At 72.5% G+C, this 26,587-nt stretch carries 24 protein-coding genes; 13 read left to right on the top strand and 11 right to left on the bottom strand.

The genetic code is table 11. From position 1 onward, the window contains the following. Positions 1-136: 136 nt before the first annotated feature. The 3 genes from ACIBTX_RS14135 to ACIBTX_RS14125 all read right to left on the bottom strand — a co-directional run bounded on the left by ACIBTX_RS14135 (position 137) and on the right by ACIBTX_RS14125 (position 3,929). On the bottom strand, positions 137-1,225 hold the full coding sequence (locus ACIBTX_RS14135) for a GNAT family N-acetyltransferase (protein WP_396832541.1): 1,089 nt from the start codon (positions 1,223-1,225) through the stop codon (positions 137-139). Positions 1,226-1,315: 90 nt separating this feature from the next. Then, positions 1,316-2,017 (bottom strand): amino acid-binding protein, encoded by a 702-nt coding sequence (locus ACIBTX_RS14130; RefSeq protein ID WP_357171296.1) that lies wholly within the window; start codon positions 2,015-2,017, stop codon positions 1,316-1,318. Between the two features lie 142 nt (positions 2,018-2,159). Continuing rightward, positions 2,160-3,929, bottom strand: a complete 1,770-nt coding sequence (locus ACIBTX_RS14125; RefSeq protein ID WP_357393358.1) for a thiamine pyrophosphate-binding protein — start codon at positions 3,927-3,929, stop codon at positions 2,160-2,162. Between the two features lie 158 nt (positions 3,930-4,087). Between ACIBTX_RS14125 and ACIBTX_RS14120 the strand changes: the two genes are divergently transcribed. Together ACIBTX_RS14120 and ACIBTX_RS14115 are read left to right on the top strand one after the other, a co-directional pair. Continuing rightward, on the top strand, positions 4,088-5,164 hold the full coding sequence (locus ACIBTX_RS14120) for a phosphotransferase family protein (RefSeq protein WP_396832540.1): 1,077 nt from the start codon (positions 4,088-4,090) through the stop codon (positions 5,162-5,164). Further along, complete coding sequence (locus tag ACIBTX_RS14115) at positions 5,164-6,375, top strand: acyl-CoA dehydrogenase family protein (protein WP_357171292.1); 1,212 nt, start codon at positions 5,164-5,166, stop codon at positions 6,373-6,375. The genes ACIBTX_RS14120 and ACIBTX_RS14115 overlap by 1 nt, the downstream gene beginning before the upstream one ends. A 169-nt stretch (positions 6,376-6,544) precedes the next feature. Here ACIBTX_RS14115 and ACIBTX_RS14110 read toward each other — a convergent pair whose 3' ends face one another. The 6 genes from ACIBTX_RS14110 to ACIBTX_RS14085 all read right to left on the bottom strand — a co-directional run bounded on the left by ACIBTX_RS14110 (position 6,545) and on the right by ACIBTX_RS14085 (position 13,225). Next, positions 6,545-7,591 (bottom strand): LacI family DNA-binding transcriptional regulator, encoded by a 1,047-nt coding sequence (locus tag ACIBTX_RS14110; protein ID WP_357122900.1) that lies wholly within the window; start codon positions 7,589-7,591, stop codon positions 6,545-6,547. 79 nt (positions 7,592-7,670) lie between these two features. Continuing rightward, the gene (locus tag ACIBTX_RS14105) at positions 7,671-9,101 is read right to left on the bottom strand and encodes a GH1 family beta-glucosidase (RefSeq protein ID WP_357122897.1); all 1,431 of its coding nucleotides are present in this window, start codon (positions 9,099-9,101) and stop codon (positions 7,671-7,673) included. After that, complete coding sequence (locus tag ACIBTX_RS14100) at positions 9,098-9,943, bottom strand: carbohydrate ABC transporter permease (protein ID WP_355051884.1); 846 nt, start codon at positions 9,941-9,943, stop codon at positions 9,098-9,100. The genes ACIBTX_RS14105 and ACIBTX_RS14100 overlap by 4 nt, the downstream gene beginning before the upstream one ends. 70 nt (positions 9,944-10,013) lie before the next feature. Continuing rightward, positions 10,014-11,000 carry a sugar ABC transporter permease gene (locus ACIBTX_RS14095; RefSeq protein ID WP_357122894.1) on the bottom strand — a complete coding sequence of 329 codons (987 nt, stop codon included), beginning with the start codon at positions 10,998-11,000 and terminating at the stop codon, positions 10,014-10,016. Positions 11,001-11,110: 110 nt separating this feature from the next. Then, the gene (locus ACIBTX_RS14090) at positions 11,111-12,421 is read right to left on the bottom strand and encodes an extracellular solute-binding protein (RefSeq protein WP_357122891.1); all 1,311 of its coding nucleotides are present in this window, start codon (positions 12,419-12,421) and stop codon (positions 11,111-11,113) included. A gap of 258 nt (positions 12,422-12,679) precedes the next feature. After that, positions 12,680-13,225 (bottom strand): plasmid pRiA4b ORF-3 family protein, encoded by a 546-nt coding sequence (locus ACIBTX_RS14085; RefSeq protein WP_357122888.1) that lies wholly within the window; start codon positions 13,223-13,225, stop codon positions 12,680-12,682. 150 nt (positions 13,226-13,375) lie between these two features. On the opposite strand from ACIBTX_RS14085, the gene ACIBTX_RS14080 reads away from it, so the two are divergent. The 11 genes from ACIBTX_RS14080 (at position 13,376) to ACIBTX_RS14030 (ending at position 25,722) form a co-directional block, all read left to right on the top strand. Continuing rightward, positions 13,376-14,122, top strand: a complete 747-nt coding sequence (locus ACIBTX_RS14080; RefSeq protein WP_357393354.1) for a pyrimidine reductase family protein — start codon at positions 13,376-13,378, stop codon at positions 14,120-14,122. Between the two features lie 190 nt (positions 14,123-14,312). Next, positions 14,313-16,064: an ATP-binding protein gene (locus ACIBTX_RS14075; RefSeq protein WP_357122882.1), complete on the top strand. Its 1,752-nt coding sequence runs from the start codon at positions 14,313-14,315 to the stop codon at positions 16,062-16,064. A 15-nt stretch (positions 16,065-16,079) separates the two neighbouring features. Further along, complete coding sequence (locus tag ACIBTX_RS14070; protein WP_357122879.1) at positions 16,080-17,228, top strand: exonuclease SbcCD subunit D; 1,149 nt, start codon at positions 16,080-16,082, stop codon at positions 17,226-17,228. Continuing rightward, the gene (locus tag ACIBTX_RS14065) at positions 17,228-19,702 is read left to right on the top strand and encodes an SMC family ATPase (protein ID WP_357393352.1); all 2,475 of its coding nucleotides are present in this window, start codon (positions 17,228-17,230) and stop codon (positions 19,700-19,702) included. The genes ACIBTX_RS14070 and ACIBTX_RS14065 overlap by 1 nt, the downstream gene beginning before the upstream one ends. Positions 19,703-19,816: 114 nt before the next feature. Beyond that, positions 19,817-20,782 (top strand): hypothetical protein, encoded by a 966-nt coding sequence (locus ACIBTX_RS14060; RefSeq protein WP_357122872.1) that lies wholly within the window; start codon positions 19,817-19,819, stop codon positions 20,780-20,782. Between the two features lie 12 nt (positions 20,783-20,794). Beyond that, positions 20,795-21,652: a spermidine synthase gene (locus ACIBTX_RS14055; RefSeq protein WP_396832538.1), complete on the top strand. Its 858-nt coding sequence runs from the start codon at positions 20,795-20,797 to the stop codon at positions 21,650-21,652. A gap of 126 nt (positions 21,653-21,778) precedes the next feature. Beyond that, positions 21,779-22,471, top strand: coding sequence for a sigma-70 family RNA polymerase sigma factor (locus tag ACIBTX_RS14050; RefSeq protein WP_355051883.1), 693 nt, complete (start codon positions 21,779-21,781; stop codon positions 22,469-22,471). Continuing rightward, positions 22,468-23,250 carry a zf-HC2 domain-containing protein gene (locus ACIBTX_RS14045; RefSeq protein WP_357171286.1) on the top strand — a complete coding sequence of 261 codons (783 nt, stop codon included), beginning with the start codon at positions 22,468-22,470 and terminating at the stop codon, positions 23,248-23,250. The genes ACIBTX_RS14050 and ACIBTX_RS14045 overlap by 4 nt, the downstream gene beginning before the upstream one ends. Positions 23,251-23,453: 203 nt before the next feature. Beyond that, a complete protein-coding gene (locus ACIBTX_RS14040; RefSeq protein ID WP_355051743.1) occupies positions 23,454-24,104 on the top strand; it encodes a hypothetical protein in 651 nt (216 codons plus the stop codon). 131 nt (positions 24,105-24,235) lie between these two features. After that, positions 24,236-25,156, top strand: coding sequence for a DNA-3-methyladenine glycosylase 2 family protein (locus ACIBTX_RS14035; RefSeq protein WP_357122862.1), 921 nt, complete (start codon positions 24,236-24,238; stop codon positions 25,154-25,156). A 71-nt stretch (positions 25,157-25,227) separates the two neighbouring features. Further along, positions 25,228-25,722: a GNAT family N-acetyltransferase gene (locus ACIBTX_RS14030; protein WP_357122859.1), complete on the top strand. Its 495-nt coding sequence runs from the start codon at positions 25,228-25,230 to the stop codon at positions 25,720-25,722. Here ACIBTX_RS14030 and ACIBTX_RS14025 read toward each other — a convergent pair. Further along, on the bottom strand, positions 25,697-26,119 hold the full coding sequence (locus ACIBTX_RS14025; RefSeq protein ID WP_357393540.1) for an SRPBCC family protein: 423 nt from the start codon (positions 26,117-26,119) through the stop codon (positions 25,697-25,699). The two genes, ACIBTX_RS14030 and ACIBTX_RS14025, sit on opposite strands and share 26 nt — an antisense overlap. Positions 26,120-26,253: 134 nt before the next feature. Then, positions 26,254-26,466: a hypothetical protein gene (locus tag ACIBTX_RS14020; protein ID WP_357393542.1), complete on the bottom strand. Its 213-nt coding sequence runs from the start codon at positions 26,464-26,466 to the stop codon at positions 26,254-26,256. Positions 26,467-26,587 lie beyond the last annotated feature (121 nt).

Here is a 26,587-nt window from a genome sequence, read left to right as displayed (position 1 = left end):
CCACGTCGAATGGGAAGCCCACGCCGCGCCACAGCGCCATCGCGCTCGCCGACGTTACGGCGACACGCGTGCCACCGCGCGGAAAGTCGACCCGGCCGCCAGGTCCGTCCGAGACGTCGTCCCAGCTCAGCCCGATCTACCGATGCCGTCGGCCGGTCCCGGACATCCCCTGGTGGCCGGTCGTGGTCGTTTCGGACGGCATCGGAACCCCGAGCGGTACGGTCAGCGCGAGCAGACCGCCGTCCCGCTGCACCGAGCTGGGCCGGTCCAGTCGACGCAGCGTCCGCAGCATGGGCGCGTTGTCCGCCCGCACGTGCAACACCAACGCCGCGTAGGCGGCCCGGTCGGCGTGCGACACCAGCCGGCGCAGCAGGGCCGAGCCCAGCCCACGCCGCTGCCAGTCGTCGCGGACCAGAAGCGCCACCTCGGCCTCGTCGCCCTCGCCGAGCAGGTTCGCCATGGCGACCACCGCGCCGTCGGTGTCGGTGGTCGTCGCGACCAGGGTGAGCCCCCGAGCCGGCTCCAACAGTCGACGCAGTCGGGCCGGTCGCGGCAGCGCCGCCCCACTCAGGTAGCGCCGTTCCCGACTGCGCGGGGAGCACGACTCGTGCAGCTCCACCACACCCGCCAGGTCGTCCGCGCACGCCGGTCGCACCGCCACCTCGACGCCGTCCGGCAGCACCAGGGTCACCTGCTCGGCGGCCCGACGAGCCACGGTGGCGGCCAGCTCGACCAGGGCCTGTGCCCGGGCGTACTCCGCCGGAGTGAAGGCTGGCGCCGTCCGGCTCAGCGCGAACGTGCCGCCCGCCGGGTCGGCCAGCACCATGCTCGTGCCGGTGCTGCCCCGGTCCGTACCGGTCGCCGCCGGACGCCAGCTCACCGAGTCGGCGCCGAGCAGCGTACGCAACGCCTCACCCGTCGCGTCCGGATCGCGCACCAGCCGGTTGGCCAGGCCGAGCACCCGGGTCGGTTGGTCGACCAGGCCGCGCGCCTCGCTGCGCGCCACCCAGCAGTCCCGCCCGCGCCCTCGTTCGACGGCGGCGATCAGCTCGGTCTCGTCGAGCGTGTCCGGCGCGTCCACCAGGAAGTCGTCGACCGCGCCATGCTCGGTGGGCTGCACCTGCACCGTGAGGATGTTGACCCCGCGCAGCGCGAGGCTCGCCGTGAGGACCGACAGATAGCCGGGCCGGTCGTCCACTGTCGCTCGGATCCGCCACAACGTCATGGGTTGGCTCCCTTCCCCACCCAGAGCCTCGTCCGCGGCTGTTGCCGCCCGGTTGCTCGCCGGTGTCGACCCGGGAACTCCTCGCGCTGGTCAGGGACCGGCGACCACCGGAGGCGCACCGACCAGGTCCAGTCGGTCGCCCAGGATGACCGCGCTGGCCCGGACGAGTTGGGTGAGCCGGTCGACCTCCGTGCTGTGGAAACCCGCGGCGCAGAGGGTCTCGTTGTGCTCGCGGGCCACCACCAGCACCAGACCCGCCCGCCCGAACGGGGCGATCCCGTAGTGGGTGCCGTCGGGGGCGGTCATCGACCGCCCGCGCAGCGGAGTCACCTCCGGCAACCGCGGCGGTACGGGAGCGCGCCAGCTCGCGTGACCGACGGTGGCCCCGCCACCCCCCGTACGCGACGCCCAGTCCACCGGGACCACGGCCGCCACCGCCCAGTCGGCCGCCAGCAGGCCCGGTACGGCGTCCACCAGGGTCGCCAGTCCGTCGGCCGGGTTCGCCGCGACCTGGGCCAGCAGCTCCGCGTCCTGGCCGGTGGTGGTGGGCGCGCCGATCGCCCGCCACACACCGTCCACCCGTACGCCCGGGATCGCCGCGAGACCGGCCAGCAGACGCTCGACCCGTGCCGCGCCGGGCCACACCACCGTGAAGTCGTCCACCGCGCGCCCGCCGAGGCGCTCCAGGACCACGACCTGCACGATGTCCGCGCCGGAGACACCCAGCGTGCGGGCGACCTGACCGAGGGTGCCCGGACGGTCCGGCAGGGTGACCCGAACTCGCAGCAACATGTCTGTCCCTCCGCTCGGCGGGCCGGCGACGGCCGGCAGGCTGCTCACAGCCTGCCGGGTGACCATTTCGTCCCTGTTGCAGAGGCATATCCCGAGCGGAAATTCCGGCGGCCGATTACGGGGCGAAACCGGACGCTGACGCTCAGGGGAGCCCACCCAGGGGCAGGACCGGCGTGGAGGCGAGCTGTGCGTGGTAGTCGGCGGCGGACGTCTCCCGACCCCACTGGGGCATGCCGGTGGGCAGGTCCAGTGGGTCGGTCTCCACCTCGATCAGGGTCAACTGGGCCGGAGGGCCGTCGATGCCGGCCAGGATGGCGGCCAGCTCGGCTTCGGTACGGGCGACGTGCGCGGTGAAGCCCCGGTCCCGTCCGAACACCGCCGGCAGATCCGTGTACCGCCAGTTGTCGATGTCGTTGTACGGCTGGTGCCGCCCGTCGACCGCCCGCTCGACGGTGTAGCCGCCGTTGTTGACCACGATGATGATCGGGCGTTGGTTCGTGGCGAGCATCCGGCTGATCTCCTGCACGGTCAGCTGCAGTGATCCGTCGCCGGTCACCAGCACCGTCCGTCGATCCGGCGCCGCCACCGCGGCGCCGAAGGCGGCCGGGGTGGCGTAGCCGATCGAGCCCCAGATGGGCGGCCACACGACGGTGACGTCGGCGGGCAGGCGCATCGTCGCCGCGCCGAAGGAAGGGGTGCCGGTCTCCGGGACGAAGATGTCCCCCTCGCGCAGCATCCGCTGGATCGCCGGCCAGAGCCGTGCCTGCCGGATCGGCTCGTTGCTCGACGGGTCGAGTGCGGGCGGGTCGGCCGCGAGCAGCGGCGCGCGTGACCACTGCGCCGTACGGTTCGGGGCGATCTCGTGCAGGCACCGCAGCGCTGCCGGCAGGGCGACCGGGGCGAAGCGGGTGCCGCCGACGACGGCGGCGTCGCGGTGCAGGCTGATGACCCGGTCGACCTTGATGTCGGCGGTGAACAGGCCGTCCCAGTCGAAGAACGTTGCGCCCACACAGACAAGCGCGTCCGCGTCCTCCACGACCGCGCGGACCTCGTCGACGCTGTCACCGCCGTTGTAGGCGCCCACGTAGTGCGGGTCGGACTCGTCCAGCAGCCCCCGTCCCAGCGACTGCGCGGCGACCGGCCAGTTCCGTTCGGCGGCCAGGGCGGTGACGGCAGCGCCGAGGTGCAGGCGGATCGGCAGGTTCCCCACCAGCAGGGCGGGCCGCTCGGCGCCGGCGAGCAGCCGCCGGGCGGCGGTGGCGAAGGCGTCGAGTTGCCCGGGTGAGACGACCGGCTCGGGGCGGGTGAACGGTCGCCCCGGCTCGGCGACCTCGGCGTGGACCACGTCGCCGGGCATCCGGACGTAGACCGGACGCTGCTGCGACCAGCACTCGGTGAGCACCCGGTCGACCTCGTCCAGCGCGTTCTGCGGCGTCAGCGAGGTCTGGGCGACCGTCACCTCGCGTGCCACCCGTACCCAGTGGTCGAAGTCGCCGTCGGCGAGCGAGTGGTGCATGGAGGTGCGCTGCCGCATGATCTCCGCGGTCGGACCGCCGACGATCGAGACGATCGGCACCGACTCCGCCATGGCCCCGGCGAGGGCGTTGACCGCCGACAGTTCGCCGGGACCGAACGTCGTGAGGATCGCGGCCACACCGGCGAGGCGGGCGTATCCATCGGCGCTGTAGCCGGCGTTGAGCTCGTTGCAACTGCCGACCCACTCGATCCCGTCGAACGCCTCGATCTGATCGAGGAAGTCCATGTTGTAGTCGCCCGGCAGCCCGAAGACATGGCGTACTCCGAGGTCGTAGAGCCGGCTGAGCAACAGCTCGCCCACCGTCGTCGTACCCTCGCTCGCCTTCGCCACGATCGCCCCCCACCGCTCCGGAGACCACTGCCGCGGTCCGCCCATCAAGAGACGATATCTGGGCAAATGTCGCAAGAAGGGGAGATCGCCCGTCGACTGGCTCGACCGCCGGCGACGCCACCTCACCTGGCCGAAGCGCTGACCACGGCACGTCAGGCGTACCTGACCTTGACAACGTGAACGGGCTGCCATCAACTAGTCGGATGAGTGATCCGGCCGCCAGCGCGCTCCGGCCGGGCGCTGTTCCGGCCGCCCCCGCCGGGATCGACCTCGATCGCCTCGCGAGCTACCTGGCGACGCACCGACCCGAGCTGACCGCCGGGCCGCTGCGCGCCCACCTGATCGCGGGCGGCAAGTCCAACCTCACCTACCTGCTGCGCTTCGGCGAGCGGGAGGTCGTGCTGCGCCGCCCACCGCTGGGGCACGTGCTGGCCACCGCGCACGACATGGCCCGCGAGTTCCGGGTCATCTCGGCGCTGGCGCCCACCGAGGTGCCGGTCCCCGGCGCGCTGCTGCTCTGCACCGACACCGAGGTTCTCGGCGCACCGTTCTACCTGATGGAACGGATGCCCGGCGAGGTGTTCCGCACCCGCGCCCAGACCGACCCGCTGGGCGACGAACGACGCCGGGCCCTCGCCATGGCGATGATGGACACCCTCGCCGCGTTGCACACCGTCGAGCCGGCCGCCGTCGGGCTCGCCGACTTCGGCCGCCCCGAGGGCTACCTGGCCCGGCAGGTCCGCCGCTGGGCCGGGCAGCTCGACCGCTCGCGCAGCCGCGACCTGCCCGGCATCGACGAACTGCGCGACCTGCTCGCCGCGACCGCCCCCGAGGGCGCGAACGCCGGCCGCATCGTGCACGGCGACTACCGGCTGGACAACCTCCTCGCCTCGGCCGACCCGGTGGCCGTACACGCCGTCCTCGACTGGGAGATGGCCACCCTCGGCGATCCCCTCGCCGACCTGGGGCTGCTGCTGACGTACTGGGACGTGCTGGGCGACAGCGACACCGCCGGCAATCCCGTCGCCGACGGCCTCGGCCCGCGCGCCGGCTTCCCCACCGGCGCGGAGCTGATCGACAGGTACGCCGGGCGCAGCGACGTCGACGTCGGGCCGCTGCACTGGCACGTGGCGCTGGGCTGCTTCAAGCTCGCCGTCATCTGCGAGGGCATCCACTACCGTCACACGCTCGGGCAGACGCTCGGCGAGGGCTTCGACCGGATCGGCGAGATGGTGGCACCGCTGGTCGCGCACGGGCTGACCGCCGCCAGGGAGCGGTGATGGACTTCGCGTACGACGCCCGGACCGAGGAGCTGCGCGACGAGCTGACCCGGTTCCTGACCGAGCACGTCTACCCGGCCGAGCCGGTGCACGCCGAGCAGGCGGCCACCGGCGAGGAGTGGTCGCGTACCCCGGTGCTGGCCGAGCTGAAGGCGGAGGCCCGCAAGCGCGGCCTGTGGAACCTGTTCCTGCCCGATCCGCGCTACGGCGCCGGCCTGACCAACCTCCAGTACGCGCCGCTCGCCGAGCTGACCGGGCGCAGCCCGCACCTGGCGCCCGAGGCGGTCAACTGCGCGGCGCCGGACACGGGCAACATGGAGCTGCTGGCCGAGTTCGGCTCGGACGCCCAGCGCGAGCGCTGGCTCGTGCCGCTGCTGGAGGGCGAGATCCGCTCGGCCTTCTGCATGACCGAGCCGGAGGTCGCCTCGTCCGACGCGACCAACATCGCCACCCGGATCACCCGCGACGGCGACGAGTACGTCGTCAACGGCCGCAAGTGGTGGTCGTCCGGCGCCATGGACCCGCGCTGCGAGATCCTCATCGTGATGGGCAAGACCGACCCGGACGCCGACCGGCACCGCCAGCAGAGCATGGTGCTCGTCCCCCGGGACACGCCGGGCGTGACCGTCCGCCGGGGCATGCACGTCTTCGGCTACTCCGACGGTACGCACGGCGGGCACGCCGAGATCGACTTCACCGACGTACGGGTGCCGGCGGCCAATCTGATCGGCGCGGAGGGCACCGGCTTCGCCATCGCCCAGGCGCGACTCGGCCCGGGGCGCATCCACCACTGCATGCGATTGATCGGAATGGCCGAGCGGGCACTGGAGCTGCTGTGTCGCCGGGCCAACGAGCGGATCGCGTTCGGTCGCCCCCTCGCCGAGCAGGGCGTCGTGCGGGAGTGGATCGCCGAATCGCGGGTCCGCATCGAACAGGCCCGCCTGCTCGTGCTCAAGACGGCCTGGCTGATGGACACCGTCGGCAACAAGGGCGCGCACACCGAGATCCAGGCCATCAAGATCGCCACACCGGCGATGGCGGAGTGGGTGATCGACAAGGCCATCCAGGGGTACGGCGGCGCGGGCGTCAGCCAGGACACCCCGCTGGCCGCCCTCTGGGCACAGACCCGCACCCTGCGCCTCGCCGACGGTCCCGACGAGGTCCACCGCAACTCCCTGGCCAAACGCGAACTCCGCCGCTGGCTCCCCTAAAACCCCCCACCCCGTCCCTGCCCCGCGCCCCGCGCCCGCCCCCCAGCACGCGATCTTGCACTTTCTGTCGACAGTTCGCGCGGAATATCCCGTATGTCGCCACAGCAAGTGCAAGATCGGCCGGGAGAGGGGGCGGGGAGCGCGCGGGACGGGGTGGGGCGGGGAGGGGTTACGCGCTGGCTCGGTGGACGAGTTGGGTGTCCAGAAGGATGTGCGGGGCGGGTAGGTCGTCGCCGCGGATGCGGGCGACCAGCAGCCGGGCCATCTGCCGGCCCATCTCCTCGACCGGCTGGAACACGCTCGTCAACGGTGGGTCCGCCTGGCGGGCGACCGGCGCGTCGTCGAAGCCGATCACGGCGACGTCCTCCGGGACACGCCGGCCGGCGTCGCGCAGGGTCCGCAACGCGCCGAACGCCATCAGGTCGGACGCGACGAAGACGGCGTCCAGGTCCGGGCAGGCGTTCAGCAAGCGGCGCATGGCGGTCGCCCCGCTGCTCTCGCTGAAGTCGCCGTACGCGATCAGGTCGGGGTTGACGCCGACGCCGGTGGCCTTGACGGCCTCGGTGTAGCCGGCCAGTCGGGCCAGGCCGGCGCCCATGTCCTGCGGTCCGGCGATGGTGGCGACGCGTCGCCGCCCCTGGCTGGTCAGGTACTCCACCGCCTGCCGTGCGCCGCCAACGTTGTCCACGTCGACGAACCACGCCGGCTGGGCCCCGGGTTGCAGCATCCGGGCCGGTCGGCCACCGAGCACCGCGGGCAGGCCGCGCTCCTCCAGCAGGGTGGGCAGCGGGTCGGAGTCGTGCAACGACAGCAGCAGTACGCCGTCGACGTGCTGGTTGGTGAGGTGGTGCTCGACGCGCTCACGCTCGACCGGCGACTGGGCCATCGCCAGCCAGAGCTGCATGGGCGTCTCCAGCAGGCCGGAGCTGATCCCCCGCACGATCGCCGCGAAGAACGGCTCGGTGAAGACCCGCTCCCCGGATTCGGACACCACCAGGGCGACGGAGTCGGTCCGCTGGGTGACCAGCGCGCGGGCGGCGCGGTTCGGCACGTACCCCAACTCGGCGATCGCCTGTTGGACCGCGGCCCGGGCCTCCGGGCTGACCTGGGGCGAGCCGTTGACCACGCGCGAGACCGTGCCCCGACCCACGCCGGCGCGCGCCGCGACCGCATCGAGGGTCGGGCGCCCGAGCGAGCGGGTGCGCTGCGTTGTCATCGTCTGCTCCTCCGACGGCGGGCGGACCCGGCGCCACGCGAGAGTGGACGCCGGGACCGCCCTGATGGCTGGCCCGAGCCTATTGTGCGGCCAGACCGTTGCGTCGGATCACCGAGGCGTACCACCTGGCGCTGGACTTGGGGATGCGAAGCTGGCTGTCGTAGTCGACGTGGATCATGCCGAAGCGCTTGGTGTAACCCCAGGCCCACTCGAAATTATCCATCAATGACCAGGCGAAGTATCCCCGCAGGGGCACGCCGGCGTTGATCGCTTCGTGGCAGGCCCGCAGGTGCGCGTCGAAGTAGGCCAGCCGGTCGACGTCGTCGACCTGCCCGTCGACGACGGTGTCGACGAACGCGGAGCCGTTCTCGGTGACGTACAGCGGCAGGTCCGTGTACTCCTCGTGCACCCGCCGCAGCGTCTCCACCAGGCCCGGGGCGTCGATCTCCCAGTCCATGTCGGTCACCGGAACGCCCCGGGTGACGAACCGGACGTCCTCGCTGCCCGGCCAGCAGGAGGGTGCCCGCCAGTACGGCTCGGGCTCGGCGCCCTCGATCGGCGCGGCGACCACGTGCCGGCTGTAGTAGTTGATCCCGACCAGGTCCAGCGGCGTGGAGATGGTCGCCAGGTCACCCTCGCGGACGTGGTCGAAGTCGGTGACCTCGCGCAGGTCGGCCACCAGATCCTCCGGGTACGACCCGCGCAGCAGCGGGTCGAGGAAGAAGCGGTTGGCCAGCCCGTCGATCCGGCGGGCCGCGTCCACGTCGGCGGGAGCGTCGGTGGCCGCGTCGACCGGGTACAGGTTGACGGTCACGCCCACCTCGGCCGTGGGCCGGACGGCCCGCAGGGCCTGCACGGCCAGGCCGTGCCCGAGCATCAGGTGGTGGCCGGCGCGCACCGAGTCCGCGCCGTTGGACCGGCCCGGGGCGTGTACGCCGGAGCCGTACCCGAGGAACGCCGAGCACCACGGCTCGTTCAGGGTGGTCCAGTAGCGCACCCGGTCGCCGAGCGCGTCGGCGACGAGCGTCGTGTAGTCGGCGAAGCGGGCGGCGGTGTCCCGCGACGGCCAGCCACCGGCGTCCTCCAGCTCCTGGGGAAGGTCCCAGTGGTAGAGGGTGAGCCACGGCTCGATGTCGTGGGCCAGCAGCTCGTCCACGAGCCGCCGGTAGAAGTCCAGGCCCTTCGGGTTGGCCGCGCCCGTGCCACCGGGCTGCACCCGGGGCCAGGAGACCGAGAAACGGTACGACTTGAGGCCCAGCTCGGCCATCAACGCGACGTCGTCGCCGAGCCGGTGGTAGTGGTCGCAGGCCACGTCGCCGGTGTGCCCGTTGACCACCAGGCCCTCGGTGTGGCTGAAGGTGTCCCAGATCGACGGGGTGCGGCCGTCCTCGGCCGCCGCCCCCTCGATCTGGTATGCCGCGGTCGCGGCTCCCCAGAGGAAGCCGGGTGGAAAGGTCAGCCCGGAACGCTCGTCGAGGTCGACGGCGGATGGGCTGGCGGGGTTGCTCACGACTTGACGGCACCTTCCATGATCCCGCCGATGATCTGGCGGCCGAACAGAACGAAGACGATGAACAGCGGAAGGGTAGCGATGAGCGTACCCGCGAAAATCTGAGAATTGTCCGCGAAGTACGCGGTGTTCAGACTGCGCAGGGAGATCTGCACGGTCGGGTTGGCCGGGTCGGCGAGCACCACGAAGGGCCAGAAGAACTGGTTCCACTGCTCCATGAAGGTGAGCAGCCCGAGCACGGCCGCCGCGGGCCGCAGCGCCGGCACCACCACGTGCCAGTAGACACGCCAGGTGGAGCAGCCGTCGACGCGGGCCGCCTCGATCAGCTCGTTGGGCACCGCCTGCTCGGCGTACTGGCGCATCATGAAGATGCCGAAGCCGCCGATCAGGAACGGAACCGTCACCGACGGCATCGTGTTCAGCCATTCCAGCTTGGCCATGAGGATGTACAGCGGGAGCACACCGAGCTGGATGGGAATCATCATCGAGGCCAGGATGATGAGCAGCAGCGCGTTCTTGCCGCGGAAACGCAGTTTCGCGAACGCGAATCCGGCGAGCGAGCCGAAGAACACGGTCGCCACCGTGATCGTGCCCGACACCAGGAACGAGTTCATCAGGCCCTTGACGATGTTCGCGTCGCCGTTGTCGAGCACCCGCTGGATGTTCTCGCCCAGCTTGCCGCCCGGCAGGAACGGCGGGGGCCAGGAGTTCGCGGCGTCACTGGTCCGCGAGGCGATGACGATCATCCAGTAGAACGGGAAGAGCGACAGGATGACGCCGAGGACGAGCCCGAACCAGGTGAGCGGGCTGGCCGTCCAGAGCTTCTCCGCGCTGTGGCGGATGCCGTTGCGTTCGGCCGGTGGCCGGACCGACGGCGGTCGCAGAGTGGTACTGGTCATGGGTGGGCCACCCTCACTTGTCGGAGCTGATGCGGCGGGCCAGCAGGTAGTTGATGAACGAGACGGACGCGATCAGCAGGAACAGCACCAGGGCGACGGCGCCCGCGTACCCCCACCGGAACCGCTGGTTCATGACGTCCAGCAGGTACATCGTGATCGTCTGGAACTGCCCCTCCGTGCCGCCGGAGAGCGCGCCCGAGCCGCTGGTGAACATCAGCGGCTCGGTGAAGAGCTGCAGACCGCCGATGGTCGAGATGATCAGCGTGAAGATGATGGTGGGGCGCAGCTGCGGAATGGTGATCGACCAGAACTGGCGGCGTTGCGAGGCGCCGTCGAGGGCGGCCGCCTCGTACACGTCCTTGCTGATCGACTGCATCGCGGCGAGGTAGATGAGGGCGTTGTAGCCCACCCACCGCCAGTCGACCATGGTGGCGATGGCGACCCAGGAGGCGAAGCGGTTGGCCCGCCAGTCGATGGGGCCGAGACCGACCAGGTCGAGCAGCCAGTTCATCAGGCCGAAGTCCCGGGCGTAGATCATCGAGAAGATGAGCGCCACCACGGCGGTCGAGGTGATGATCGGCATCGCGATGGCCAGCCGGAAGAACATCTGGCCGCGGATGCGGCGGTTCAACGCGTTGGCCAGCATCAGCGCGATGAGCAGCTGCGGGATGGTGGAGAGCGCGAACATCCCGAAGGTGTTCACCACCGCGTTCCAGAACTGCGGATCGTTCGTGAACAGCTCGACGAAGTTGTCCAGGCCGACGAAGCTGATCGTCGCGTTCATCGGTGACCGGTCGGTCATCGCGATCCAGAACGTGTAGACGATCGGGTAGACGCCGAAGATCGCGAAGAGCACGAAGAACGGCAGGACGAAGACGTACGGGGTGAAGCGCAGGTCCAGCCGGTTCAGCTGCCGGCGGCGCGCCGTTGAGTGCCGTGGCGCCGGGCGCGGCCCGCGGGCCGACGCGTCCGGTGGCGCGGGGGTCTTCAGGGAGCTCATGAGCGGTCCTTCACACTCGGCGGCGCCTCGTGGGGCGCCGCGGCAGGGCGTGTTGACGCGGGTTCACGGGTGGTGCCGGAGCGGCACCACCCGTGAGCGCGTCGCAGCCGTTACTTGCCTGCTGCCTGGCCGTTCTTCACCGCGTCCTGCCAAGCGGCGTCGGCGGCCTTACCCTGCTCGATGCTGCGCAGCGCGTTCTCGACCGCGTCCCGGACCGCCTGGTTCTTCGGGCCGAGGTAGACCGGCTTCAGCTCCTTGGCGCCAGCGGCGAAGATCTTGCCGATCGGCGCGCCGCTGAAGTACTCGTTGGTGGCGGCGAGCACGGCCGGGTCCTCGAGGGCCTGCGGCGACGAGGGCAGGTTGCCGACCTTCTTGAACGCCTCGGTCTGGCTCTTGGCGCTGGTCAGGAACTTGGCCAGCTCAGCGGCTTCCTTCTGGTGCTTGCTGGACTTCGGCACGGCCAGCCAGGAACCGCCCCAGTTGCCGCCGTTGCCCGGCGCCTTGGCGACGTCCCACTTGCCGGCCGCCGCGTCACCGGCCTGGCCCTTGATGACACCCGTCATCCAGGCCGGGCAGCCGATGGTGGCGAAGCTGCCGTTCTTGAAGCCGGCGTTCCACTCGTTCGAGAAGCTCCGCAGGTTGTTCGACAGACCCGCGCTGATCATCTTGGTGGTCTGCTGGAACGCGGTCTGCACGTCCGGGTTCTCGCCGACGACGAGCTTGTTGCTCTTGTCGAAGTAGGTGTAGCCGTTGCCGGCGCCCGCCGTCTGCATCAGCACGATGTTGTAGAAGTTGGTGGCCGAGTCGACGAATTTGTGCTTCTTGTCGGCGGCGGTGAACTTCTGGCCCTGCTCGATGAACGCGTCCCACGTCGGCCAGAGGGCGCCGACCTGCTCGCGGTCGGTCGGCAGACCGGCGGCCTTGAAGAGGTCGCTGCGGTAGCAGACGGCCATGCCGCCGACGTCGGTGCCGAGACCGAGCACCTTGCCGTCCGGCGTGAGGCCACCCTCCCACTTCCACGGCAGGAAGTTGCCCTTGAGGTCGTTGGCGCCGTGGTCGGCCAGGTTCACGAACTTGTCGGCCTGCGCGAAGAACTGCACGATCGTGCCCTCTTCGAGGGCGACGACGTCACCGGCACCGGCGCCGGCGGTGATCTGCTGCGTCAGCCGGGTGTTGTAGTCACCGAGGCCGAGGCCCTTGCCGCGCTCCTGGATCGTGACGTTCGGGTGCTCCGTCTGGTACTGCTTGTAGAGATCTTCGTAGCCGAAGCCCTGGTCGCCGAAGACGTCGACGACCAGAGTGACCTTGCCGCCGTCCGAATCGGACGACGAGTCGCCGTCGCCGCAGGCGGTCGCCGCGGCAAGCACGGCGACGGACGCGAGCGCGATCGCCGCAAAGCGGCGACGTGAGGTGACGCTCATCCTGACCCCTCTCAAGTGGTGAGGCTTGGTGTGTCGTACGTGGTGGGGGGTGCTGTAGCGCCCCGCGCCGCTCAGCCGGTGGCCGTGGACGCCTGGGGAGAGCTGTGAAGGAGACTTCCGCCACTCCCCCGGGAGCGCTCCCATGAGATTGCCGGGGCGCTACCAGGGTGTCAATAGACCATTGGGAGCGTTCCCAGATCGTTACCGCCCTGTTTCAGGCCGGCACACGAGGCATCGACGCCAGCCTGACCAGCCCGTTCAGCAGAAGCGACGCAGCAGCGTGGTCGCGACGGCGGGATCGAAGAGCGCCGGGTCGAAGCCGCCGGTGACCCAGCCGGTCAGCAGAGCCCGCTCCGGATGAGCCGGATCGGCCAGGGCCGCCAGCAGCGTCTGGTAGCCCAGTGGACCACCGATTCCCTCCGGCGGGCAGGCGCCCTCCCCGTCCAGGCAGACCGGGTACCGCTCGTCCTGGTCGGCGGTGAGTGCGTCCTCGACGACCAGGTCGTGCTCCCACCAGTCGCCGAAGTCGTACGTGTAGGAGAACCTGCTGCCCTTGCCGAGCACCGCGTCCAGCCGGACGTCCAGCTCGTCGTGCAGCCCCAGGCCCTCGTCCGGGACGGGTTCGCCGTAGGTCACCGTGTCGATCTCGAACGAGTGCAGGTGGCAGTCCCGCCAGCCCATCGCGTGCTGCGCGACCCGGTGCAGTCGGTCCAGCGTGTAGCCGGCCGGGACGAGCACCCGACGCCAGATGATCGGGCGCACGCCGGCGAGGGACATCTTCAGCTGGAAGATCTGACGCGGCATGCTGTCCTGTCCTCCCGCGGCTTAGGCTGCGACCATGATCTGCCGAGCGTGCCGGGCCCGGCGGCACGACGACTGCCCGGGCCGGAACTGGTGCGACTGCCAGCACCGTACCGCTGAACCGACCCCTCCGGTCACCGGTCCGGCCGGCGAATGACGGTCGGAATTCCGATCCGGCGGCTGTGGCCCGAGCCGTCCGTCGAGCCCCTCGACGACGCGGCGTTGACCGCCCTCTACGGCCGCGCCGACCGGCCCCGACTGCGGGTCAACTTCGTCTCCAGCCTGGACGGCGCGGTCACCGTCGACGGCTTCTCCGCCGGGCTGTCGGGCGAGCCGGACAAGCGGGTGTTCGGCCTGCTGCGGATGGTCTGCGACGCCCTCGTGGTGGCCGCCGGCACCCTGCGGCACGAGGGGTACCGGGCCGTCCGCCTGGACGAGGGCCGCCGCGCCTGGCGCAGGGCGAACGGGCTGGCCGCGTACCCGACGTTGGTGGTCGTCTCCGGCGCCCTCGACCTGGACCCGGCGCAGGCCGCGTTCGCCGACGCGCCGGTCCGGCCGATCGTGCTCACCCGCTCCGACGCCGAGCCACCCCCCGGCCTCACCGACGTCGCCGAAGTGCTGCGCTGCGGTACCGGCCGGGTCGACCTCGCCGCCGCCCTGGCCGAGCTGCACGGACGCGGACTGACGCAGCTGCTCTGCGAGGGCGGCCCGCACCTGCTCGGCGCGCTCACCGCGGCCGACCTGGTGGACGAGCTGTGCCTCACGGTCGCGCCGCTGCTCGCCGGGCCGGGGCCGGGGCGGATCACCGCCGGCGACGCCACCGGGCCGACGCACCTGCCGCTGCGGCACGTGCTCGCCGCCGACGACGGCGTCCTGATGCTCCGGCACGCCCGCGACTGACGGCCGCGCCCCGGCGACGGCCCGCCACTCACCGACGCGTGACGGGCCGTCGCCCGGTCACCCACCCAGCGTCGCGGGTGTGACCGACCAGGGTGTCGTCCGCCGCGTCGCGTGGCGACCTGTCGTACTCCTCGGGCAGGATGCACCTCATGCTTCCCGACCGCGCTGCCCGCCCGACCCGAGTCGTCCGATGACCGACGCCGACCTCGACAGCCCGGGCGAGCTGGTCGGCCGGGTGCTGGGCACCGCCGACGCCACGCCGTTGCAGTTCTGGACGGCGGTGGCCCCCGGCAGCTACCTCCAGCTCGACGACGTGGTGGTCACCCGTCGTGAGCTGCCCAACCGCGAGCCGGTGACGATCGCCGGTGTGGTCACGCAGGTCCGGGCCCGGCACGAGGGCGCCCAGTTCGACTCGGACGTCTTCGCCATCGCCGACGGCACCCTGCCCGCCCAGGTCCAGGAGGCGGCCGAGGTCACCACCACGCGGGTCGACCCGGAGCTGTACGTGCCGCCGACCCCGGGGGCCGTGGTGCACCGGGCCGAGGGCGACGCGCGGGCCCGCGCGCTGCACTTCGACCGGATGGAGCGGCGCATCCCGATGGGGATGGGCCGCGACGGCGTGCCGGTCTACCTGAACGCCGACTTCCTCGACGGCAGCCGGGGCGCGCACGTCTCGATCTCCGGCATCTCCGGGGTCGCCACCAAGACGAGCTTCGCCACCTTCCTGCTCTACTCGGTGTTCCGCTCCGGCGTCCTGGGCGGCGACGCGGTCAACGGCAAGGCGCTCATCTTCAACGTCAAGGGCGAGGACCTGCTGTTCCTCGACCACCCCAACACGCGCCTCGACGAGCCGACCCGGGCGGCGTACGCGAAGCTGGGCCTCAGCGCCGGCGCCTTCCCCGACGTGCGGGTGTACGCCCCGCCCCGGGTCGGTGACGCGGCCGGCACGCCGGACGTGAGCAGCCGGCTGACCGGCGTCGACGCCTTCTACTGGACGTTGAGCGAGTTCTGCTCCGACCGCCTGCTGCCGTACGTCTTCGCGGACGCCGACGACGAGCGCCAGCAGTACACGATGGTGGTCCACTCGGTCGCGGCCCACCTGGCCCGGTACGCCCAGCCCGCCGACGGGGGCGTGAGCATCGACGGGGTGCGGCTCGGGTCCTACGGCGATCTGGTCGACCACATCGTCGAGGCGCTCAACAACGACGAGACCCGCTCCGACTGGGCGGGCAGCGCGGTCGGACTGGGCACCGTCAACGCGTTCGCCCGCCGGCTGATCGGCAGCAAGAAGGACCTGGCCCGGCTGATCCGCGGCGACCTGGCCGTCCGTCGCCCGCACTCGATCAACACCAGCGAGTCGGCGCAGGTGACCGTCGTCGACCTGCACAACCTCCCCGACCGGGCGCAGCGGTTCGTGGTGGGTGTGACGCTCAAGAGCGAGTTCGAGCGCAAGGAGAAGGCCGGTACGGCCAAGCCGCTGCTCTTCGTCGTCCTCGACGAGCTCAACAAGTACGCCCCCCGGGAGGGCTCCTCCCCCATCAAGGAGGTGCTGCTCGACATCGCCGAGCGCGGCCGCTCGCTCGGGGTCATCCTGATCGGGGCCCAGCAGACGGCGAGCGAGGTGGAGCGGCGCATCGTCACCAACTCGGCGATCCGGGTGGTCGGCCGGCTCGACCCGGCCGAGGCGTCCCGCCCCGAGTACGGCTTCCTGCCGCCGGCCCAGCGACAGCGGGCGCTGCTCGCCAAGCCGGGCACCATGTTCGTCAACCAGCCGGACATCCCGGTGCCGCTCTGCCTGGAGTTCCCGTTCCCGGCGTGGGCCACCCGGGTCTCCGAGGCGGGTCGGGCCCCCTCGGAGACGCTGCGCTCGATCACCCAGTCCGCCGACCCGTTCGCCGTGGTGGGCTCCGGCGGCGGCAGCGACGACGACATCCCGTTCTAGGGGGCCGGCACACCTATGAAGATCCTGCACACCTCCGACTGGCACGTGGGCAAGGTGCTCAAGGGGCAGTCCCGGGCCGAGGAGCACACGGCCGTGCTGGCCGGGGTGATCGACATCGCCCGCGCCGAGCAGCCCGACCTGGTGATCGTCGCCGGTGACCTCTACGACACGGCCGCACCGACCTCGGAGGCGACCCGGCTGGTCACCCGGGCGTTGACCGCGCTGCGTCGTACCGGCGCGGACGTGGTCGCGATCGGCGGCAACCACGACAACGGGCCCGCGCTGGACGCGCTGCGCCCGTGGGCCGAGGCCGCGGGCATCACGCTGCGCGGCGGGGTACGCGAGAATCCGGCCGAGCACGTCATCGACGGCACCACGGCCGGCGGTGAGCGGTGGCAGCTCGCCGCGCTGCCGTTCCTGTCCCAGCGGTACGCGATCCGCGCGCTGGAGATGTACGAGCTGACCGCCGCCGAGGCCAACCAGACGTACGCCGACCACCTGGGTCGGGTGCTGGGCCGGCTCACCGAGGGTTTCTCGGAGCCGGACCGGGTGCACCTGGTCACCGCCCACCTGACGGTGATCGGCGCGGCGGCCGGCGGCGGCGAGCGGGACGCCCACACGGTGCTCGGCTACGCGGTGCCGGCCACCGTCTTCCCGGCGACGGCGCACTACGTGGCGCTGGGCCACCTGCACCGGGCGCAGCGCGTCGAGGGCCCCTGCCCGGTCCGGTACAGCGGCAGCCCGCTCGCCGTCGACTTCGGCGAGCAGGAGAACGTGCCGTCGGTGACGGTCGTCGAGGTGACCGCCAGCACGGCGGCCCGGGTGCGGGAGGTGCCGGTGACCGCGGCGAGCGCGCTGCGGACGGTCCGCGGCACGCTGGCCCAGCTCGCCGAGATCGAGGCGCCGGACGCCTGGCTGCGGGTGTTCGTGCGGGAGCACCCCCGCGCGGGCCTGCGCGAGGAGGTCCAGGAGCTGCTCCCCCGCGCGTTGGAGATCCGGATCGACCCGGAGTTGCTGGCGACGCCGGGCAGCGGCACCCGGATCGCGCAGCGGTCGGGGCGTTCCCCCCGGGAGCTGTTCGGCGACTACCTGGACAGCCGGGGCCACGACGACGAGGGCGTTCGGGAACTCTTCGACGAGCTCTTCGAGGAGGTCGATCACTGATGCGACCGATGCGGCTCGACATGGCCGGGTTCACGGTCTTCCGGGACTCCACGACGGTCGACTTCACCGACGCCGACTTCTTCGCGTTGATCGGGCCGACCGGTTCGGGCAAGTCGACAGTGCTGGACGCCATCTGCTTCGCCCTCTACGGCACGGTCCCCCGTTGGGGTGGCGCGCGGGGGTTGGCGAACGCCCTCGCGCCGTCGGCGACCGAGGCCCGGGTGCGGCTGGTCTTCGAGTCCGGTGGCGCCCGGTACGTGGCGACCCGGGTGGTGCGCCGGGACGGCCGGGGCAACGTGAAGACCGCGAACGCCGGGTTGCAGGTGATGCCGGCCGGCTTCGACGTGACCAAGCTCGACACCGGGTTGAGCCCGGACGACCTGGGTGAGGTGGTCGCCGGTACGCCCGCCGAGATGGAGCAGGCGGTGCTGGAGGCGGTCGGGCTGCCGTACGAGCAGTTCACCAGCTGCGTGGTGCTGCCGCAGGGGCAGTTCGCCGACTTTCTGCACGCCAAGCCGGCCACCCGGCAGCAGATCCTGGTCAACCTGCTGGGCCTCGGCGTCTACGAGGACGTGCAGAAGAGGGCCACGGCCCGCGCGGCGCAGGCGGAGGCCAAGCTGGACGCGGTCGACCAGGTGCTCGCCGGCCTGACCGGGGTGGACGACGAGGCGGTGGCCGAGGCCGACGCCCTCGTCGAGGAGATGGTTGAGCTGGCCGGCGCGGTGACCGGGGCCATGCCGGAGTTGGCGGCGGCCCGGGACCGCGCGCGGGAGGCGGCGGTGGCCCTGACCGCGCTCGACGACGAGCTGAGCGTGCTGTCCGCCGTCCGCGCCCCGCGCGGGGTGGCCGAGGTGGCGCACGCGGTGGCCGCGGCGCGCGCCGAGGCCGACGCGGCTGTCGCGGCGGTGTCGCTGGCCGAGGAGCGGGAGGAGAAGCTGCGCGGTGAGTTGGCCGGCGCCGGTGACGAGAGCGCGCTGCGGCTGCAACTGCGGGCGTACGACGATCGGGATCGGCTGACCGGCGAGGCCGACACGGTCCGCGCGGCGGTGCGTACGGCGGACGAGGAGCACACGACGGCGGTGGCGGCGGTGGCCGCCGCCCGCGCCGAGGCCGAGCGGGCCGACGCCGAGTTGGAGGCGGCCTTCCGGGCGCACGAGGAGGCGAAGGCCACCGACCTGGCGGTCGGCCTGCGGGCGCACCTGCATCCGGGCAGGCCCTGCCCGGTGTGCGAGCAGCCGGTGACGCGGGTGCCGGCCGTCCCGGCGGATTCGGCGGTGGCCGCCGCGACGGCGGCCGGCAAGGCGGCGCGGGCCGCCACCAAGGCGGCGCAGGCGGCGGTGCAGCAGCGGGACGCCGCGGCGCGTGACCTGGAACGGCTGCTGGTGCAGGCCCGCGCCCGGCAGGAGCAGGTGGACGCCCGGCTGGCCGAACTGGACGGGCAGCTCGCGGGCGCGGCCGAGCCCGCGGTGCTGCGCCGGGAGCTGGCCGAGCACGCCCGGCTGCGACGGGTTCTGGACGAGGCGGCGACCGCCGTCCGGGCGGGCCGGGAAAGCGCGCGCCAGGCCCGCGCCGGGGTGGACGCGGCGCAGGAGCGGCTGCGGGCGACCTGGCGGGGCTTCGACACCGCCCGCGACGGGCTGGCCCGGTTCGGGCCGCCGGCCGCCGACCGGGACGACGTGGCGGCCTCCTGGGCGGCGTTGACCGACTGGGCGACGGCCGAGGCGGAGCGTCGTCGTGCTGACCGGGCCGGCCGGGTTACCGTCGTCGCCGAGGCCGAGGCGGCGGCCGACGAGGTGCAGCGGCGGATCGCCGACATCTTCGCCGCCGCCGACGTGCCGGTCGGCGATGATCCGGTACACGCCGCGACGATCGCAGTGGAGCGGGCCGAGGCCGACCGGCGTCGACTGCACGAGCGCCGCGAACAGGCCGGCACGTTGCGCGAGCAGCGGGCCGGGCACGAGCGCGAGGCGCAGGTCGCGCGGGCCCTCGCGGGCCACCTGCGCGCCAACAACTTCGAGCGGTGGCTGCTGGCGGAGGCGCTGGACCTGCTGGTCGACGGCGCGTCCGGGATCCTGCGGGAACTGTCCTCGGGTCAGTACGAGCTGGTGCACGACAAGGGCGAGTTCTTCGTGGTCGACCACCACGACGCCGGGCTGCGCCGGGGCGTACGGACGCTCTCCGGCGGCGAGACGTTCCAGGCGTCGCTGGCGTTGGCGTTGGCGCTCTCCGAGCAGTTGGCCGGCATGTCGACGACGGCGGCGAGTCTGGAGTCGATCGTCCTGGACGAGGGTTTCGGCACGCTGGACGCGGCCACCCTGGACACGGTGGCCGCCACGCTGGAGAACCTGGCCGCCCGGGGTGACCGGATGGTCGGCGTGGTCACCCACGTCGCGGCGCTGGCCGAGCGGATCCCGGTCCGCTTCGAGGTACGCAAGGACGCCCGCTCGGCGCGCGTCGAACGGACCGGCCGGTGAGCGCGAGGAGTGCAGCGCAGCGGAGCCCCGCAGTCGCGAACGAAAGGTCCGGCCGGTGAGCGCGAGGAGTGCAGCGCAGCGGAGCCCCGCAGTCGCGAACGAAAGGTCGGGTCGGTGAGCGTGGGCGACGCGGCGTTCTTCGTCGACTCGTGGGACCCGTCGTACGGGGCGTCGTTCGAGGCGTCCGCCTCCGGGCCGGCCACCCCGAGCAGCACCCAGGTCGAGGTCGACGTGGAGTTGCCGGCCGTCGACTGGCGGGCGATCGGCGTACGCGCCGACGTGCGGGCGCCGGACGTGGTGCTCCTGGTCGACGGGGTCCGCCGGGTCGACGCGAGCATCTGGACGGCGGAGGAGGACGGCGGGTCGTTTCCGGGGCTCGCGGCGTCGTACGCGGCCGGGGTGGTGCGCTGCGACCTGGGTCGGGGCGCGGCGCAGTTGGCCGGCACGCAGGTGGGCCGGGGTCTGTTCACGGCGAGCCCGTCGGCCCGGGACGTGGTGGCGGGCGCGATCCGCTATCCGGTGCACCGGGTGGGCGGCACCGGCGAGCTGGCGAAGCTGCCGGCGGCCGTGCAGGGCCCGTTGACGGCGTTGGAGGTGGCGGTGTCCGACGCCGCCCGGGTCGACGGCGATCTGTTGGTGGTGGACGGTCCGCTGCGCAGTCGGCACCATCTGCCGCGCACGCTCGGCTACATCAAGACCCAGCACAGCCAGTACCTGGACGCCCGGCTGACGGCGGTGGTGACGGGCCTGGCGCCGGGCGAGCGGTCGCCGGTGTTCCGGCTCCGCACGCCCTGGGGCGGCTGGTCGTGGTATCTGCGGCTGCCGGTGGCCGTGGGCGCGCCGTGGGCCGGCATCGTCCGGGTGGAGTGCTCCACCGAGTTGCCCGTCGAGGCGGCGATCGACCTGGCCGACCTGTCGCTGGTCACGCTGCCCCGGTTCGCGTCGACACCGTACAAGGACCCACGGGCGCCGCAGAACCTCATCCCGATCGCCGGCCTGGAGCGCCGCCTACGCGCGCTGCTCGGCGACTCCCGGCTGCTGCACCGCGCGTTGACCGCCGCGGCACGTGTCGGTCGCTGAGCGGGGGTCGCGGTGGGGCGTAAACGAGCGGGTGACCGGGTGGTCGAGCGGGTGGACACCGGTCTGGCCGAGCTGGTGCCGTCGGCGGACCGGCCCGGTTCGTGGACGCTGCTGTTGGACGGCGCGCCGCAGTCGCACGTCGACCTGAGCGACCCCACCCACCTGGAGTTCGAGTACGTCCGGCGGCTGGCCGCAGCGCTGGACCTGATCGCGCCCCCGGGCGAGCCGCTGCGGGTGCTGCACCTGGGCGGCGGCGCGTTGACCCTGCCCCGGTACGTGTCGGCGACCCGGCCCGGCTCGACCCAGCGGGTGTCCGAGGTGGACGGCGCCCTGGTGGAGCTGGTGCGGCGTGTGCTGCCCTGGCCTGCGGACGCGCGGCTGCGGGTCCGCGTGCAGGACGCGCGGGCCGTGCTGACCTCGACGCGGGACGCCAGCTACGACGTGGTGGTCGCCGACGTCTTCGCCGGTGCCCGCACCCCGGCGCACCTCACGTCGGTCGAGTACGCCGCCGAGGTCGCGCGGGTGCTCCGTCCGGCGGGCTGGTTGCTGTCGAACCTGGCCGACGGCCCGCCGCTGCGGTACGCCCGCAGTCAGGTCGCCACGGTGCGTTCGGTGCTGCCGCAGGCGTGCCTGGTCGGCGACGCGGGGGTGCTGCGTGGTCGCCGGTACGGCAATCTGGTGCTGGTCGCCGGGCGGACCACTCCCCCGGTGCCCGGCTTGACCCGGCGGGCGGCCGGCGACTGGTTTCCCGGCCGGGTGGTGGCCGATGACGAGTTGGACCGCTTCGCCGGCGGGGCGGCGGTGGTGCGCGACGTCGACGCCACCGGCTCGGACCCGCCACCGCCGGGGCTGTTCTCCGTCCGCCGTTGACCGGTCACCGGTGACGCCGCCGAAGTTTTTTTCGTTGTTCGTTGATCCGCTCGGGGCGTGGCTGCGTACCACCGGGCGGCCCGCCTTGTGGGGGCGGCGTTGGTCACGGACATCCCGGAGGTCTGCATGCATGCGGTGGCGGCCGGTTGGCATGGCGACGCGGTTGGCGCGGACTGGTTGTCCGCGCGGTCGTCGTCACGGTCGACCTCGTCTGCCCGGGGGGTCGACGCCCGAGCCACGTCTCGCCAAAATGGTCCGGTGACGCCCCGACCGGCGCCCGGGCGCCACCAGGCGACGACAACCGAGGCCAGCCACTCCGACCAGTTGATCCGGCTGCTCTACGCCGAGCACGCCGGCCCGTTGCTGATGTTCGTCATGCGGCTCACCGGGGGGGACCGGCAGCGCGCGGAGGACATCGTCCAAGAGACGCTGTTGCGGGCCTGGCGCAACGCGCACCGCCTCGGCGCACAGGGGCAGGGTTCCCTGCGGCCGTGGCTGGTCACCGTGGCACGTCGGATCGCCATCGACGAGCACCGCAGCCAGGAGGCCCGGCCGCCGGAGACGTACGACCGGGACCTGACGGCGTTCGCCGAGGCGGACAGCACCGACCGGGTGCTGCGCACGATGACGGTGGCGGACGCGCTGCGTACGCTGAGTCAGTCGCATCGGGAGATCCTGATCGCGACGTACTTCCGGGGGCGGACGGTGCCGGAGGCGGCGGAGGAGCTGGGGCTTCCGTTGGGCACCGCCAAGTCGCGGGTCTACTACGCGCTGCGCGCCTTGCGCACGGCTCTGCAGGAGCGGGGGGTGACAGAATGAGCCGGCCGGACCACATGGACGTCGCCGCGTACGCGCTCGGCGTGCTTGACGAGCAGGACACCGAGCGGTTCGAGGAGCATCTCGCCGCTTGCTGGGCGTGCGCGGCCGAGCTGGAGACGATGGTGCCGGTGGTGGGCCTGCTCTCCGGCATCGACGGCGAGACGATGATGGCCCTGGAGCAGACCGCCACGGATCCGGCGCTGCTGGACCGGACATTGGTCGCGGTCCGGGCCGACCGGCGGCGCACCAGGTTTCGTCAGCTGCTCGCGACCGCCGCGGCGGTGGTGGTCTTCGGCGGGTTGACGGGTTACGGCTTCGTGAGTGTGGCCGGGGACGAGACGCCGGGCAATCTCGCGGAGCCGTCGACGAGCGCCGGCGTCAACGACCCGCCGACGAGCGCGCCGACCGCGCCGCCGAGCGGACCGGGCGTCGGCGGCACCGAGGAGGAGGGCGACCAGGTCGACGCCACCGACCCGACGACCGGCGTCCAGACGACCATGTTCCTCCTTGAGCGGGAGTACGGCACCCGCATCAACTTCAGCCTGCGGAAACTGCCCGGCCCGCGGACCTGCCGACTGGTGGTGGTGCGCGACAACGCCACCACGGAGGTGATTTCGACGTGGTCGGTGCCCGAGGGTGGTTACGGCACCAACAGCCGCCCGCAGGGTCTTGAGCTGAGCGCGTCGACGTCGGCGTTGACGCGCGACATCAAACAGCTCCAGGTGCAGTCGGTGGACCGTAACGGTGTGGCGAGCCCGCTGGTCACGGTGCCCATGTAGGGTCGCGTACCATCGTCGACGCCGGCCATTGTCCAATGGCCGGCGTCGATTTTTGTTTCCGTCGAAAATTCCGCGTGGGGCCGTACGCATCATCGTTCGCTACGGTTCAATCAAAACCCGTGAAATTGACCACTGTTACTTCTTCAACCTTGACAGCCCGCTCGCCGTACCTATGGGTGAACTGCCAAGAATGAGGAGGGCACGTGGCACAGATGAAGCGGACCGTCATCGTCGCGAGCGCGATGGTCGCACTAACGGCCTGCGCTCCCGCGGGTTACGACGGGGCGAACTCGAGCGCGGCCGAGCCGGTCGCCGTCGCCGCGGCCGAGCCCAGCGCGTCGGCGGAGCCCGAGGCGTCGGCATCCGCGGAGGCGCCGGTCGCCGACGCGCCGCCGGCCGCGGACGTCGACCTGACCGAGCAGTTGATCGGCAAGAAGATCGCCCGGATGGGCAACGTCGTGACGGACCAGGACGGCTGGGTCCTGTACCGCTTCGACAAGGACACCGCCGACCCGCCCGCGTCGAACTGCGTCGACAAGTGCGCGCAGGTGTGGCCGCCCGCGCTGACCGACGGGAACCCCCAGCTCACCGGCCTCTCCGACGACAAGGTCGGCAGCGTCACCCGCCAGGACGGCACCCGCCAGCTCACCATCGGCGGCTGGCCGGTCTACCGCTACATCGGCGACAAGAAGCCCGGCCAGTGGAAGGGTCAGGCCGTCGGCGGCACCTGGTTCGTGGTCGACCAGAACGGCAAGAAGAACCTGACCTGCCTGCCCACCTCGACGCCAAAGGCCGTCGCGCCGCCGGCGGACAGCGGGTCGAGCGACGCCGGAGGCTCGGGCTACTCGTACTGATCCCGGCACCGCCGGGGTACGACGGTGGCCGGTCGCAGCCGCAGCGGGCGCGACCGGCCACCGTCGTACCCGGTGGCACGTCGGCGGACGGCGGCGACCGGCACCGCCGCGTGACCTGGCAGAGTGGCAGGGTGACCGAGACCGAACCCGCCGCGACCCGGGTGCTGCACCCGCCGGTCGGATACCGGCTGGCCGCGTCGGTCCGCGCGCTGACCTTCAGCCCGTACGACCCGTGCGCGCGGATCGCCGCCGGCACCTTCTGGTGGGCGACCCGCACCCCGCAGGGACCGGCCACCCTCGCGCTGCGACCGACGGGCGGTGATCTGCTCGCCGAGGGGTACGGGCCGGGCGCCGAGCATGTGGTGGCACACGCCGACGGGATCGCCGGGCTGCGCGACGACCTCACCGGCTTCGCCGAGTTGGCGGCGGCGCACCCGCTCGTCGCCCGGCTGGCCCGGGAGCACCGGGGATTGCGCATGCCCACCACCGGGCAGGTCTTCCCCCGACTGCTGCGGGCGGTCTTCGAGCAGAAGGTCACCGGCAAGGAGGCGTACCGGGCGTACGCGGCGACCGTGCGGCACTTCCGCGAGCCGGCGCCCGGCCCGCTTCAGCCGCTGCTGCTGCCACCCGAGGCCGCCGCGGTGGCCGCCACCCCGTACTGGGTGTTCCACCCGTTCGGCGTGGAGCAGCGCCGGGCCGACACGCTGCGCCGGGCCGCCGCGCTGGCCGACCGTCTGGAGCGCTGCGTCGACGCGGCGGAGGCGACCCGCCGGCTGACCGCCATCGCGGGCATCGGGCCGTGGACCGCTGCCGAGGTGGTCCGGATCGCGTACGGCGACCCCGACGCGGTGAGCGTCGGCGACTACCACATCCCGAACACCGTGTCCTGGGCCCTGGCCGGCGAACCGAGGGGCGACGACGCGCGGATGCTGACCCTGCTGGAGCCGTTCCGGGGGCATCGGGGTCGGGTGTGTGTGCTGCTGGAGGCCGCCGGTATCCAGGCGCCGAAGTACGGCCCGCGCGCGCCGATCCGCTCGTTCGCCCGCTTCTGAGCGTTTCCCGGCTGCCGGGCAGCGGCCGGGCCGCCCGGGTTCGGCAACGCCGGCTGTGTTGTGCTGCCCCGATGAGCGTCGAGGTGAGCATCGTTGCGGCGGTTGTCGCGGACGCCGGCGAGATCCTGACCGTCCAGCGCGCCGCGTACCTGAGCGAGGCGCAACACTACGGCGAGCCCTTCCTGCCGCCGTTGACCGAGACCCTGGACGAGGTCGCGGCCGTGCTGGCCGGCCCGGATATCGTGCTCGTCGCCCGCTCGGGGCACCGGCTGGTCGGCTCGGTGCGCGCCCACCTGGCCGGCGACACCGCACAGGTCGGACGCCTCTCGGTCGCCCCCGACCAGCAGGGGCGGGGTCTCGGGGCGCGACTGCTGGTCGCGATCGAGGAGGCCTGCGCCGGCCGCGCGGCCCGGTTCACCCTCTTCACCGGCGCGGACAGCGCCCGCACCCTCGCGCTCTACCAGCGGTACGGCTACCGGGTCGTGGCGCACCGTCCGGACCCGAACGGCACCCCGCTGGCCGTGCTGGAGAAACCGGCCGTCAGCTCCGCTCACAGCGACGCCTGAGCCCGTCGGCCTCCAGCCCGACGTAGCGGCGCAGCAGGCCGCCGTACAGCCGGCCGATCAGACCGGCCAGCGGTCCGCTCTGGTCGATGGCCACGTCGACCCGGGTACGTCCGTCGGGCAACGGCACCAACCGGTGCTCGCCACGGGTGTGCACACCCGGGACGTCGGAGACCCAGGTGAATTCCCACCCCTCGGTCAGCTCGACGACCCGCCAGACCGCCGGGCGCAGTTTCGGCTGGGTCAGGCGGGCGGTCGCGCCGACCGCGAGGGGCCCCGGCTCACCCCGCTCGGCCCGGGTCACCGAGGCGGTCCACTCCGGCCACCGTTCCACGTCCACCAGCACCGCCCAGACCCGCTCGGCGTCGGCGCCGATCTCGGTGTTCGCTGCGAACCGCATCGCGTCCCCTCCCCCGGTGGCGCCGTCCGGCTCCGCCACCTCCTGCCGACGACGCTGCCCGGCGGACCGTCACCGCGGCATCCACCGGGCGGTCCGATCATCGATCGGGCCGTGGGTCCGCCGGCCGCGCGGGATCAGGCGGCTTCGCGCAGGTCGGCCAGGCTCAACGGGGTACGACGCCGCAGCAGCTCTTCCAGCTCGGACACCGTGGCGACCTCGCCGAGCACGTCCCGGCCGCCACCGAACCGCTGTGGATATCGACGGGCCAGCCGGTAGCGGTAGCGGCCGCGGACCAGCTCGACGCTGACCCGCCACCGCCCGCAGCAGTCACAGACCCACTCGGCCATCCCGCGAAACTAGCTCTGACCTGCGGTTATCTGATTCGCCCGTGGGGGACGAGGGGCGCGCGGGCGGACACGCCACCGCCGCACCAGCGGTGATCTGCCTCACGGCTGTCGGTGCCGTCTG

It is taken from the genome of Micromonospora sp. NPDC049359 (assembly GCF_044466585.1).
Taxonomy (GTDB): Bacteria; Actinomycetota; Actinomycetes; order Mycobacteriales; family Micromonosporaceae; genus Micromonospora.
The sequence above is the reverse complement of the archived record's forward strand: the minus strand, read 5'-3'. Positions and strand labels throughout refer to the sequence as shown.

What these genes read in the sequence shown, in the direction of transcription:
- ACIBTX_RS14050 (WP_355051883.1), top strand. Translation starts at nt 21,779, where the DNA reads ATGCATGCGGTGGCGGCCGGTTGGCATGGCGACGCGGTTGGCGCGGAC.
- ACIBTX_RS14020 (WP_357393542.1), bottom strand. Translation starts at nt 26,466, where the DNA reads ATGGCCGAGTGGGTCTGTGACTGCTGCGGGCGGTGGCGGGTCAGCGTC.
- ACIBTX_RS14045 (WP_357171286.1), top strand. Translation starts at nt 22,468, where the DNA reads ATGAGCCGGCCGGACCACATGGACGTCGCCGCGTACGCGCTCGGCGTG.
- ACIBTX_RS14030 (WP_357122859.1), top strand. Translation starts at nt 25,228, where the DNA reads ATGAGCGTCGAGGTGAGCATCGTTGCGGCGGTTGTCGCGGACGCCGGC.
- ACIBTX_RS14090 (WP_357122891.1), bottom strand. Translation starts at nt 12,421, where the DNA reads ATGAGCGTCACCTCACGTCGCCGCTTTGCGGCGATCGCGCTCGCGTCC.
- ACIBTX_RS14130 (WP_357171296.1), bottom strand. Translation starts at nt 2,017, where the DNA reads ATGTTGCTGCGAGTTCGGGTCACCCTGCCGGACCGTCCGGGCACCCTC.
- ACIBTX_RS14080 (WP_357393354.1), top strand. Translation starts at nt 13,376, where the DNA reads ATGACGGTCGGAATTCCGATCCGGCGGCTGTGGCCCGAGCCGTCCGTC.
- ACIBTX_RS14065 (WP_357393352.1), top strand. Translation starts at nt 17,228, where the DNA reads ATGCGACCGATGCGGCTCGACATGGCCGGGTTCACGGTCTTCCGGGAC.
- ACIBTX_RS14110 (WP_357122900.1), bottom strand. Translation starts at nt 7,591, where the DNA reads ATGACAACGCAGCGCACCCGCTCGCTCGGGCGCCCGACCCTCGATGCG.
- ACIBTX_RS14120 (WP_396832540.1), top strand. Translation starts at nt 4,088, where the DNA reads ATGAGTGATCCGGCCGCCAGCGCGCTCCGGCCGGGCGCTGTTCCGGCC.
- ACIBTX_RS14070 (WP_357122879.1), top strand. Translation starts at nt 16,080, where the DNA reads ATGAAGATCCTGCACACCTCCGACTGGCACGTGGGCAAGGTGCTCAAG.
- ACIBTX_RS14075 (WP_357122882.1), top strand. Translation starts at nt 14,313, where the DNA reads ATGACCGACGCCGACCTCGACAGCCCGGGCGAGCTGGTCGGCCGGGTG.
- ACIBTX_RS14115 (WP_357171292.1), top strand. Translation starts at nt 5,164, where the DNA reads ATGGACTTCGCGTACGACGCCCGGACCGAGGAGCTGCGCGACGAGCTG.
- ACIBTX_RS14125 (WP_357393358.1), bottom strand. Translation starts at nt 3,929, where the DNA reads ATGGGCGGACCGCGGCAGTGGTCTCCGGAGCGGTGGGGGGCGATCGTG.
- ACIBTX_RS14025 (WP_357393540.1), bottom strand. Translation starts at nt 26,119, where the DNA reads ATGCGGTTCGCAGCGAACACCGAGATCGGCGCCGACGCCGAGCGGGTC.
- ACIBTX_RS14095 (WP_357122894.1), bottom strand. Translation starts at nt 11,000, where the DNA reads ATGAGCTCCCTGAAGACCCCCGCGCCACCGGACGCGTCGGCCCGCGGG.
- ACIBTX_RS14085 (WP_357122888.1), bottom strand. Translation starts at nt 13,225, where the DNA reads ATGCCGCGTCAGATCTTCCAGCTGAAGATGTCCCTCGCCGGCGTGCGC.
- ACIBTX_RS14135 (WP_396832541.1), bottom strand. Translation starts at nt 1,225, where the DNA reads ATGACGTTGTGGCGGATCCGAGCGACAGTGGACGACCGGCCCGGCTAT.